Origin of the sequence: Pseudomonas violetae (genome assembly GCF_023072615.1) — a bacterium.
GTDB lineage: Bacteria > Pseudomonadota > Gammaproteobacteria > Pseudomonadales > Pseudomonadaceae > Aquipseudomonas > Aquipseudomonas violetae.
Map to the genome: position 1 here is coordinate 23,613 of NZ_JAKNRW010000049.1, position 7,437 is coordinate 31,049.

Annotated in this window: 6 protein-coding genes; 3 read left to right on the forward strand and 3 right to left on the reverse strand. The window is 60.4% G+C overall.

Annotated features, from left to right (window positions below; all coding sequences use genetic code 11):
* Nucleotides 1-8: 8 nt before the first annotated feature.
* From L9059_RS28435 to hldE, 3 genes are all read left to right on the forward strand, one after another.
* Entirely contained in the window at nucleotides 9-1,181 is a 1,173-nt protein-coding gene (locus L9059_RS28435; protein WP_247294296.1) for an O-antigen ligase family protein, read from the forward strand.
* Between the two features lie 15 nt (nucleotides 1,182-1,196).
* Nucleotides 1,197-3,002 carry a lipid A export permease/ATP-binding protein MsbA gene (gene msbA / locus L9059_RS28440; RefSeq protein ID WP_247294297.1) on the forward strand — a complete coding sequence of 602 codons (1,806 nt, stop codon included), beginning with the start codon at nucleotides 1,197-1,199 and terminating at the stop codon, nucleotides 3,000-3,002.
* A gap of 112 nt (nucleotides 3,003-3,114) precedes the next feature.
* Nucleotides 3,115-4,536, forward strand: a complete 1,422-nt coding sequence (hldE, locus tag L9059_RS28445) for a bifunctional D-glycero-beta-D-manno-heptose-7-phosphate kinase/D-glycero-beta-D-manno-heptose 1-phosphate adenylyltransferase HldE (RefSeq protein ID WP_247294299.1) — start codon at nucleotides 3,115-3,117, stop codon at nucleotides 4,534-4,536.
* Between the two features lie 106 nt (nucleotides 4,537-4,642).
* Here hldE and L9059_RS28450 read toward each other — a convergent pair whose 3' ends face one another.
* The 3 genes from L9059_RS28450 to L9059_RS28460 form a co-directional block, all read right to left on the reverse strand.
* Entirely contained in the window at nucleotides 4,643-5,611 is a 969-nt protein-coding gene (locus L9059_RS28450) for a metal ABC transporter ATPase (protein ID WP_247294301.1), read from the reverse strand.
* Nucleotides 5,612-5,643: 32 nt separating this feature from the next.
* The gene (locus tag L9059_RS28455; protein ID WP_247294302.1) at nucleotides 5,644-6,456 is read right to left on the reverse strand and encodes an aldo/keto reductase; all 813 of its coding nucleotides are present in this window, start codon (nucleotides 6,454-6,456) and stop codon (nucleotides 5,644-5,646) included.
* Nucleotides 6,453-7,437 (reverse strand): FAD-binding oxidoreductase/lyase (locus tag L9059_RS28460; RefSeq protein WP_247294303.1); only part of this gene is annotated, 985 nt, incomplete at its 5' end. The genes L9059_RS28455 and L9059_RS28460, both read right to left, overlap by 4 nt.

The window sequence follows — 7,437 nt, forward strand, 5'->3', positions numbered from 1 at the left end:
GCAAATCGATGCAGGAAACACGCTGGGCGCAACTATGGATGTCCGCAGGACTGATCTGGTTTTTGCTGGCCATTGCCGTAGCGCCTACCAATAAGGCCTATCAACAGGGCCTGGTCGCTCTGCTCTGGCTCCCGGCCCTGCTGTTCGCGTGGCCGGCGCGGGCTCGGCTGAAAGAGCTGCTGTATGAACAGCGCTGGATCTACCTGCCCCTGCTCGGCTTGCTGGTCTGGTCCTTGATCAGCCTGTCGTGGACTAACGTCGAGGAGCCCGCTCGCGAGGCCAAGCGACTGTTGTACATAGTGGTGTTCCTGCTGTTCTTTCCGATATTGGCCAATGGCCGCCCGGAGCGCGTGGTTCGCCTCATGCAGTGGGGAGGTTTCGGCCTGGCGCTGACCGCCCTGGCAGCCGTCGTAAAATTCTACGGCCTTAATGGCAATGCCTGGGTTGCACGTCTTGAAGGTCTGGGGGAGTTGTCTCACCCGATCCTCGGCGGCTACGTCATCGGGCTTGCGGCCGTATGGCTCATGCTCTGGGTGCCCAGCGAGCGCTGGATGCAAGTCATCTGGGCAGTGGCCTTGGGCTTGCTCGGTGCATTTGTGGTGATGAGCCAAAGTCGAGGCGCGGCCTTGGCGTTGTTTTTCACGTTGCTCGCGATGCCGATCTGGTGCCGGAGCCGGCGCAGCTGCGTCGTCGCAGTCGGTGCCCTGGCCGTGGCGCTGCTGGCGTTCTGGTTGCTCGAACCTCTGGTACTGGCCCGCGGAGCCTCCTACCGCCCGGAGATCCTGGTGGCCAGCCTCAACATGATAGCCGAGCATCCATGGCGCGGCCTCGGATTAGGCGGCGACTACAAGGTATTCGCCGCAGACATGTATTTTGACCATGCCCATAACCTGTTCAGCCATGTGGCAATCGAGCTGGGTCTTCCAGGCCTGCTGCTGTGGTGTGCGGTCTGGTTCGGCGTGCTGCGTGAGGCCTGGAAAGCCAGGAGATCGCTGTACGGCCAAGGCATTCTCGGCATCTGGCTGTTTTCCACCCTGGCAATGCAATTCGATGCGGCCAGCCTGACCGGAACGCCGAGGGCAGAGTGGTTCATCAGCTGGCTACCGATCGGATTGGCCAGTGTTTTGGTATGGGCGCGGGCCAACGCCGGTGGCTGTGATAAAATTTCGAGTTCTTCCTAACAAGTGAGCTCTACGATGAGTGACGCACCGCCCAAAGCGGGACAGGACTCCAGCCTGAAAATCTATCTTCGGCTGTTGGGGTATGTAAAACCCTATGTTGGCCTTTTCCTGCTGAGTATCGTGGGCTTCGTGATCTTTGCTTCCACCCAGCCAATGCTGGCGGGGATTCTCAAGTATTTCGTCGACGGCCTGAGCAACCCTGAAGCGGTGCTCTTCCCCAATGTCCCTTACCTGAAGGACCTGCAGTTGCTGATGGCCGTGCCGCTGCTGATCATCCTGATCGCTGCGTGGCAGGGCTTGGGTTCGTTCCTGGGTAACTACTACCTGGCGAAGGTTTCGCTGGGGTTGGTGCATGACCTGCGCGTCGAGCTGTTCAACAAGCTGCTGGTGTTGCCCAACCGCTACTTCGATACCCACAACTCAGGGCATCTGATCTCGCGCATTACCTTTAACGTGACCATGGTCACCGGTGCTGCCACTGACGCAATCAAGGTTGTTATTCGTGAAGGCCTCACGGTGGTGTTCCTGTTCGCCTATCTGTTGTGGATGAACTGGCAGTTGACGATCGTGATGCTGGCGATTTTGCCGGTGATTGCTTTCATGGTGGGTAACACCAGCAAGAAATTCCGCAAGCAGAGCAAGAAGATCCAGGTGGCAATGGGAGATGTGACCCACGTCGCCTCCGAAACCATCCAGGGCTATCGCGTGGTGCGCAGCTTCGGCGGCGAGAGCTATGAAGAGCGCCGCTTTGCCGAAGCCAGCCAAGGCAATACCGACAAGCAGTTGCGCATGACCAAGACCGGTGCGGTCTATACGCCGATGTTGCAGCTGGTCATCTATACCGCCATGGCTGTGTTGATGTTCCTGGTGCTGTTCCTGCGTGGTGATGCTACGGCGGGCGACCTGGTGGCCTACATCACGGCGGCGGGGCTGCTGCCCAAGCCGATCCGTCAATTGTCGGAAGTCAGTTCGACCATCCAGAAAGGCGTGGCCGGTGCCGAAAGCATCTTCGAACAGCTGGACGTCGAACCTGAAGTTGATAGCGGTACTGTCGAGCGTGATCGTGTCAGCGGTTACCTGGAAGTGCGCAACCTGAGTTTCACCTACCCGGATACCGATCGTGAAGTATTGAAAAACATCAGCTTCACTGCCGCACCCGGCCAGATGATCGCCCTGGTGGGTCGTTCCGGTAGTGGCAAGTCAACCCTGGCCAGCCTGATTCCTCGTTTCTACCATCACGAGGCCGGCGAGATCCTGCTCGATGATGTTGATATCGAAGAATATCGTCTGCGCAACCTGCGTCGGCACGTGGCGCAGGTCACCCAGCATGTGACGCTGTTCAACGACACCATCGCCAACAATATCGCCTACGGCGACCTGGCTGGCGCCCCGCGGGCTGACATCGAGAAGGCCGCCACCGATGCTTATGCGATGGACTTCATTTCGCAGATGCCGGATGGCCTGGATACTCAGGTTGGCGAAAACGGAGTGCTGTTGTCCGGTGGACAGCGCCAGCGCCTGGCGATTGCCCGGGCTCTGTTGAAGAACGCTCCGTTGCTGATCCTCGATGAAGCGACTTCGGCACTCGATACCGAATCCGAGCGCCATATCCAGGCGGCACTGGATCAGGTCATGAAGGGACGCACCACGCTGGTGATCGCTCACCGCTTGTCGACCATCGAAAAGGCCGACCTCATTCTGGTCATGGACCATGGTGAAATCGTTGAGCGTGGCACGCACGCACAACTGCTGGCGCAAAATGGCTACTACTCGCGCCTACACGCCATGGGGCTCGACGCACCGACGGAAAATATCGCCTGATCCAGGCCAAGGGGCGAAAAGCGATGTCTCATTCGGTTGCAGCCGTGGCGCAAGCCCACGTCAACCCTGTGTTAATATCGCGCCCCTGTTCATTTTGTATGTGGGTTGCTCCATGAAGTTGTCCATGCCGCGATTCGATCAAGCCCCTGTCTTGGTGGTCGGCGATGTCATGCTCGACCGTTATTGGCATGGTGGTACCTCACGGATCTCCCCGGAGGCGCCGGTACCAGTCGTCAAGGTCGAGCAAATTGAGGACCGCCCGGGCGGTGCCGCCAACGTTGCGTTGAACATTGCCGCCCTGGGTGCGCCTGCCTCGCTGGTTGGCGTTACTGGCGACGATGAAGCCGCTGACAGCCTCGCCAATAGCCTCAATGGCGCCGGCGTGCGGGCGTTGTTCCAGCGCATTGCGCACCAGCCGACCATCGTCAAGTTGCGGGTTATGAGTCGTCACCAGCAATTGCTGCGCATCGACTTCGAAGAACCTTTCGCTACCGATGCCCTGGCGTTGGGCGAACAAGTCGACGAACTGCTCGAAGGTATCAAGGTGCTGGTGTTGTCCGACTACGGCAAAGGCGCGTTGAAGAACCATCAGGTGCTGATCCAGGCTGCTCGCGCCCGTGGTATCCCGGTGTTGGCCGATCCCAAGGGCAAGGATTTCTCCATCTATCGTGGTGCAAGCCTGATCACGCCGAACCTCAGCGAATTCGAAACCATCGTCGGCAAATGCAGCGATGAGCACGAGCTGGTGACCAAGGGAGCGACCCTGATGCATGAGCTCGACCTCGGCGCCTTGCTGGTGACTCGCGGCGAGCACGGCATGACCTTGTTGCGTCCGGATCATCCAGCGCTGCACCTGCCAGCGCGGGCACGCGAGGTATTCGACGTCACGGGTGCGGGTGACACAGTGATTTCCACCCTGGCCGCAGCGATTGCTGCCGGTGAGGAATTGCCTCATGCGGTGGCCCTGGCCAACCTGGCTGCGGGTATCGTGGTCGGCAAGCTGGGTACCGCTGCCATCAGCGCCCCGGAACTGCGCCGCGCTATCCAGCGTGAAGAAGGCTCCGAGCGCGGTGTACTGGGGCTGGAACAACTGCTGCTGGCGGTTGACGATGCCCGTGCACATAAAGAGAAGATCGTGTTCACCAACGGTTGCTTCGACATATTGCATGCCGGTCACGTGACTTACCTGGAGCAGGCGCGGGCCCAAGGCGATCGTTTGATCGTCGCGGTCAACGACGATGCATCAGTGAGCCGTCTGAAAGGCCCTGGGCGTCCGATCAATAGCGTTGATCGGCGTATGGCCGTCCTGGCAGGCCTGGGCGCTGTGGACTGGGTCATCAGCTTCTCTGAAGGGACCCCGGAAAACCTGCTGCGCGAAGTCAAGCCCGACGTTCTGGTCAAGGGTGGGGATTACGGCATCGAGCAGGTAGTGGGTGCGGATATCGTGGCAGCCTATGGCGGCACGGTGAAAGTGTTGGGCCTGGTGGAAAACAGCTCGACTACGGCGATTGTGGAGAAGATCCGCAAGTCGTAGACACTGGCCAAACCCGCGATCGTTGATGTTTGTCTAAGTTCGCTACGTCAAAATATCGCAGCCTGCGGCAGCTCCTACCGGGTTGTCGGCGTTGCGATTTTTTGATTCAGGAACTGACTTTCTTGCGTGGCACGATCCTCTTGAGCAATTGCTTGGCCTGACCCCGCAACCGTGCCAGACCTGAGTCTTTCCCCGGTGGGCTCAATCCCTGCTGCTTTACCCAGTCCTTCCACTTGATCCGCTCATCGCGCACCAGCCAGCCTTCCTGCAGGGCGAAACTTTCAGCCAGGTACAGCCCGCGAGTGCTAGCCGGGTACAACTGATCCTTCTTCAAGGTGTAGAGCTCAGCCATCGGCAGGCCGTCCTGCAAGGGCATCAGGTACAAATCGGGCCGCTTGCGATCGAGCCGCGCCACCAGTTGGTCGCCTTCCAGTCGCTCGTCGACATGAAAAAGGCTGAGCGACTTGGCCTCCTTGGGCACGTCGAGGCGTAAGTCGTAGATCAGCTGCAACGAGGCTGTGGGTAGGTGCACATAAGCGCGTGGACGTTCGATCAGTTGCATGCTGGCACAGCGCACCGGTCGAGCCGACCCCGACAGCGGCGTCAATCGAAACGGCAGGGCCTCACGATAATGCAGGGCGGACGAGTAGGGCGCAGGCAGCCAGGTGTCATTGAAGCGTCCGCCAAGCCAGCCTTCGGGCGTTTCCAGCAGACATTCTTCGGCAATTTCCTGAATAGCTGTGTGCAACGGCAGGTTCAGCTCGTGGGCCGGTACATAACCGGAGATCAGCTTGAGTACCACGTCGCCGCGATCCTGCCGACGCTGACGCACCAATACCCAGTAATCGCGGTTCTGCCAGTGCAGGGTCAGGCGTACCGATACTCCGAGATTGGCCAATTCCACGGCGAATCGCTCGGCATCAGGGACGGCCACCGGGCGGCGACGCTGCAGGGTTTGCGAAAAATTGAGCGGCATCCCGATGCTCTGGTAGCTCAGGCCTTCGGGAGTCGCTTCGACGAATAACGGCAGGGTCTTGAAGTTGCTGGGGTTCTTTCTTATGAGCGTACGCGGCATGTCGGCTCCTGCTTAAGGCCGCGTCGGCGGCGTCAGTTTCTACGAAGGACCTTGGCAACGGTCGCGACATTGTGGGCGAGGTGCAGCGGATTGATGGTCCCGACAATAGCACTGGCAACGCCGGGATGTTCAAACAACAACTCGAAGCTGGCACGCACCGGATCCACGCCAGGGCTCAGGCAGACATGGCCGCTGGCCAAGGCTTTCTTGACGAGGATGGCTTTGCCGTGAGCAGCAGCATAGTCAATGACGGCTTTCTCATTCAATTCGTTCAGATTGTAGGTGACCATCGCGCAATCACCTTGCTCCAGAGCCTTCAAGCCACCTTCGACGGTTTTTCCGGAGAAGCCGAATCCGCGGATCTTGCCCTCGTGCTTGAGTTCGGCCAGGGTCGCGTAGACCTCGCTGTCATTGAGAATTGCCAGGTCATTGCCATCTGAGTGCACCAGCACCAAGTCGATAAAGTCAGTTTCCAGGCGTTTCAGGCTGCGTTCCACTGACAGCCGGGTGTGGACGGCGCTGAAGTCGTGGCTGGACTGGCCATTGGTAAACTCTTCGCCAACCTTGCTGACGATCACCCAATCCTGGCGCTGATCGCGCAGCAACGGCCCGAGGCGCTCTTCGCTGTGGCCATAGGCCGGGGCGGTGTCGATCAGGTTGATGCCCATGTCTCGGGCGAGCTTGAGCAGCATGCGGGCTTCGTCATCGCCCGGGATCTGGAAGCCGTTCGGGTACTTGACACCCTGGTCGCGGCCCAGCTTCACGGTGCCCAGGCCCAGTGGCGAAACCATCAAGCCAGTGCTGCCCAGTGGGCGGTGCAGTTCGTGCAGGGTAGGTTGGCTCATGGCAGCAGATGCTCCCAGGCAGGAATGCCCATGGGTGGTTTCGGCAATTCGGGCAACGTAGCGTTGTGGCCTGGCTGGATGCCATCGCGTTGTAGAGAGGCGATGACCCGGTCTGCGAAGTCCGGCGCCAGTGCCAGTTTGGTCGGCCAGCCGACCAGCAGCCGGCCCTGTTCGGTCAGGAAGGCATTGTCCGGACGTGTCAGGCCGGACTGCAAGGGCTCTGCACGATCCACGCGCAAAGTGGCCCATTGGGCGGTACTCAGGTCGATCCAGGGCAGCAGTTGGCCGAGTTCTTTCTGCGCGGTGGCAATCTGTTCGGCGGGCTCGCGGGCAACGCCTTCGGACTCAGCGATATCGCCACCCAGGTACCAGACCCACTGGCCATCGGCAGCGGGGTGGGTGGTGACCGTGATGCGCGGCTTGGTCCCGCCGCCCAGGCAGTGGGCGTACAACGGCTTCAGGCCAGGGCCCTTGGCGATGATCATGTGCAGCGGTCGGCGTTGCATGGCCGGCTGGCTCAACCCCAGTGCTTCGAGCAGCTCCGCGGTACCCGCCCCTGCGCTTAGAACGATGCGCTGGGCACGAATATCGCGGCCGTCGACTTTAAGGCCGACCAGCAGGCCACCTTCCAGCAATGGCTGTATTTCATGCCCGGCGAGCAGGCCGTCGCCTGCCAAGTCGGCCAGGCGCTGGATCAGGCTGGGGACATCGATGACCAGTTCGGCCAGGCGATAGACCTTGCCCTTGAAGCGTTTGTCCTGCAGGGCCAGTGGCAGTTGCTCGCCCTTGACCTGATCGACCCTGCCGCGCACGGCTTTGCTGGCGAAGAAGCTCGTGAGGTTGCCGGCGAGGGTGCCGGGGGACCAGAGATAGTGGGCTTCGGACAGCAGGCGTACGCCGCTCAGGTCCAGTTCGCCGTCGCCGGCCAGCGCTTCACGCCAGCGTCGCGGCATGTCGGCGATGGCTTCCGAGGCGCCGGTC

What these genes read in the sequence shown, in the direction of transcription:
- L9059_RS28435 (WP_247294296.1), top strand. Translation starts at nt 9, where the DNA reads ATGCAGGAAACACGCTGGGCGCAACTATGGATGTCCGCAGGACTGATC.
- msbA (WP_247294297.1), top strand. Translation starts at nt 1,197, where the DNA reads ATGAGTGACGCACCGCCCAAAGCGGGACAGGACTCCAGCCTGAAAATC.
- hldE (WP_247294299.1), top strand. Translation starts at nt 3,115, where the DNA reads ATGAAGTTGTCCATGCCGCGATTCGATCAAGCCCCTGTCTTGGTGGTC.
- L9059_RS28450 (WP_247294301.1), bottom strand. Translation starts at nt 5,611, where the DNA reads ATGCCGCGTACGCTCATAAGAAAGAACCCCAGCAACTTCAAGACCCTG.
- L9059_RS28455 (WP_247294302.1), bottom strand. Translation starts at nt 6,456, where the DNA reads ATGAGCCAACCTACCCTGCACGAACTGCACCGCCCACTGGGCAGCACT.